The organism is Xenorhabdus sp. PB62.4 (genome assembly GCF_014467285.1).
Taxonomy (GTDB): domain Bacteria; phylum Pseudomonadota; class Gammaproteobacteria; order Enterobacterales; family Enterobacteriaceae; genus Xenorhabdus.
This window is the reverse complement of sequence record NZ_NKHR01000005.1, coordinates 230,551-233,780: the sequence shown is the minus strand read 5'-3', so window position 1 is coordinate 233,780 and position 3,230 is coordinate 230,551. Positions and strand designations below refer to the sequence as shown.

The window sequence follows — 3,230 nt, the reverse complement described above, 5'->3', positions numbered from 1 at the left end:
TGCTCTTTAACAATCTGGAACAAGCTGAAAATTTGAAACAATCAGTGTTATTGAAAAATGGCATTGATGAGTCTCTCAATACTCCAATCTGAAGACACCTTCGGGTTGTGAGGTTAAGCGAATAAGCGTACACGGTGGATGCCTAGGCAGTCAGAGGCGATGAAGGACGTGCTAATCTGCGAAAAGCGCCGGTGAGCTGATAAGCAGCGTTATCAGCCGGCGATATCCGAATGGGGAAACCCAGTGCAATCCGTTGCACTATCATTCACTGAATCCATAGGTGAATGAGGCGAACCGGGGGAACTGAAACATCTCAGTACCCCGAGGAAAAGAAATCAACCGAGATTCCCCCAGTAGCGGCGAGCGAACGGGGAGCAGCCCAGAGCCATCAACAATATCAGCGTCAGGAGAACGGTCTGGAAAGGCCGGCAGTAAAGGGTGACAGCCCCGTATCCGAAGACGCTGGTGTTGGGAGCTCGAAGAGTAGGGCGGGACACGTGGTATCCTGTCTGAATATGGGGGGACCATCCTCCAAGGCTAAATACTCCTGACTGACCGATAGTGAACCAGTACCGTGAGGGAAAGGCGAAAAGAACCCCGGCGAGGGGAGTGAAAGAGAACCTGAAACCGTGTACGTACAAGCAGTGGGAGCACCTTTTAAGGTGTGACTGCGTACCTTTTGTATAATGGGTCAGCGACTTATATTCTGTAGCAAGGTTAACCGTTTAGGGGAGCCGCAGGGAAACCGAGTCTTAACGGGGCGTTAAGTTGCAGGGTATAGACCCGAAACCCGGTGATCTAGCCATGGGCAGGTTGAAGGTTGGGTAACACTAACTGGAGGACCGAACCGACTAATGTTGAAAAATTAGCGGATGACTTGTGGCTGGGGGTGAAAGGCCAATCAAACCGGGAGATAGCTGGTTCTCCCCGAAAGCTATTTAGGTAGCGCCTCGTGAACTCATCTTCGGGGGTAGAGCACTGTTTCGGCTAGGGGGTCATCCCGACTTACCAACCCGATGCAAACTGCGAATACCGAAGAATGTTATCACGGGAGACACACGGCGGGTGCTAACGTCCGTCGTGAAGAGGGAAACAACCCAGACCGCCAGCTAAGGTCCCCAAGTCATGGTTAAGTGGGAAACGAAGTGGGAAGGCTCAGACAGCCAGGATGTTGGCTTAGAAGCAGCCATCATTTAAAGAAAGCGTAATAGCTCACTGGTCGAGTCGGCCTGCGCGGAAGATGTAACGGGGCTAAACCATGCACCGAAGCTGCGGCAGCGACACGTAAGTGTTGTTGGGTAGGGGAGCGTTCTGTAAGCCGCTGAAGGTGAACTGTGAGGTTTGCTGGAGGTATCAGAAGTGCGAATGCTGACATAAGTAACGATAAAGCGGGTGAAAAACCCGCTCGCCGGAAGACCAAGGGTTCCTGTCCAACGTTAATCGGGGCAGGGTGAGTCGACCCCTAAGGCGAGGCTGAAAAGCGTAGTCGATGGGAAACAGGTTAATATTCCTGTACTCGGTGTTACTGCGAAGGGGGGACGGAGAAGGCTATGTCAGCCGGGCGACGGTCGTCCCGGTTTAAGCGTGTAGGTGGGTGGTTTTGGTAAATCCGGACCGCTGTTAACACTGAGGCGTAATGACGAGGCACTACGGTGCTGAAGTGACAGATGCCCTGCTTCCAGGAAAAGCCTCTAAGCCTCAGGTAACATTGAATCGTACCCCAAACCGACACAGGTGGTCAGGTAGAGAATACTCAGGCGCTTGAGAGAACTCGGGTGAAGGAACTAGGCAAAATGGTGCCGTAACTTCGGGAGAAGGCACGCTGATAGGTAGGTGAAGCCCCTGCGGGCGGAGCTGAAATCAGCCGAAGATACCAGCTGGCTGCAACTGTTTAATAAAAACACAGCACTGTGCAAACACGAAAGTGGACGTATACGGTGTGACGCCTGCCCGGTGCTGGAAGGTTAATTGATGGGGTCAGCCGCAAGGCGAAGCTCTTGATCGAAGCCCCAGTAAACGGCGGCCGTAACTATAACGGTCCTAAGGTAGCGAAATTCCTTGTCGGGTAAGTTCCGACCTGCACGAATGGCGTAATGATGGCCAGGCTGTCTCCACCCGAGACTCAGTGAAATTGAACTCGCTGTGAAGATGCAGTGTACCCGCGGCAAGACGGAAAGACCCCGTGAACCTTTACTATAGCTTGACACTGAACCTTGAGCCTTGATGTGTAGGATAGGTGGGAGGCTTGGAAGTGTGGACGCCAGTCTGCATGGAGCCATCCTTGAAATACCACCCTTGAATGTTTGATGTTCTAACGCAGGCCCGTGACCCGGGTTGCGGACAGTGTCTGGTGGGTAGTTTGACTGGGGCGGTCTCCTCCCAAAGCGTAACGGAGGAGCACGAAGGTTAGCTAATCACGGTCGGACATCGTGAGGTTAGTGCAAAGGCATAAGCTGGCTTGACTGCGAGAGTGACGGCTCGAGCAGGTACGAAAGTAGGTCTTAGTGATCCGGTGGTTCTGTATGGAAGGGCCATCGCTCAACGGATAAAAGGTACTCCGGGGATAACAGGCTGATACCGCCCAAGAGTTCATATCGACGGCGGTGTTTGGCACCTCGATGTCGGCTCATCACATCCTGGGGCTGAAGTAGGTCCCAAGGGTATGGCTGTTCGCCATTTAAAGTGGTACGCGAGCTGGGTTTAGAACGTCGTGAGACAGTTCGGTCCCTATCTGCCGTGGGCGTTGGAAGATTGAAAGGGGCTGCTCCTAGTACGAGAGGACCGGAGTGGACGCACCACTGGTGTTCGGGTTGTCATGCCAATGGCATTGCCCGGTAGCTAAGTGCGGCAGAGATAACCGCTGAAAGCATCTAAGCGGGAAACTTGCCTTGAGATGAGTCTTCCCTTGTCCCTTGAGGACACTGAAGGAACGTTCGAGACGAGGACGTGGATAGGCCGGGTGTGTAAGCGTGGCGACACGTTGAGCTAACCGGTACTAATGAACCGTGCGGCTTAACCTGACAACACCGAAGGTGTTTTGGGCGTAGAGAGAGAGCAGAATGGGGTTTCAAATGCAAGACAGCAGCTTGTTCGGGATTGAATACAGAATTTGTCTGGCGGCAACAGCGCGGTGGTCCCACCTGACCCCATGCCGAACTCAGCAGTGAAACGCCGTAGCGCCGATGGTAGTGTGGGGTCTCCCCATGTGAGAGTAGGACACTGCCAGACAT

The 3,230-nt window shown here is 53.4% G+C and carries 2 rRNA genes; both read left to right on the top strand.

The features are described from left to right. The first annotated feature begins 111 nt into the window (after window positions 1-111). Window positions 112-3,020: ribosomal RNA gene (locus Xenpb_RS20435) — 23S ribosomal RNA — on the top strand. Window positions 3,021-3,112: 92 nt separating this feature from the next. Next, a 5S ribosomal RNA gene (gene rrf / locus Xenpb_RS20430) occupies window positions 3,113-3,228 on the top strand. Window positions 3,229-3,230: the final 2 nt, after the last annotated feature.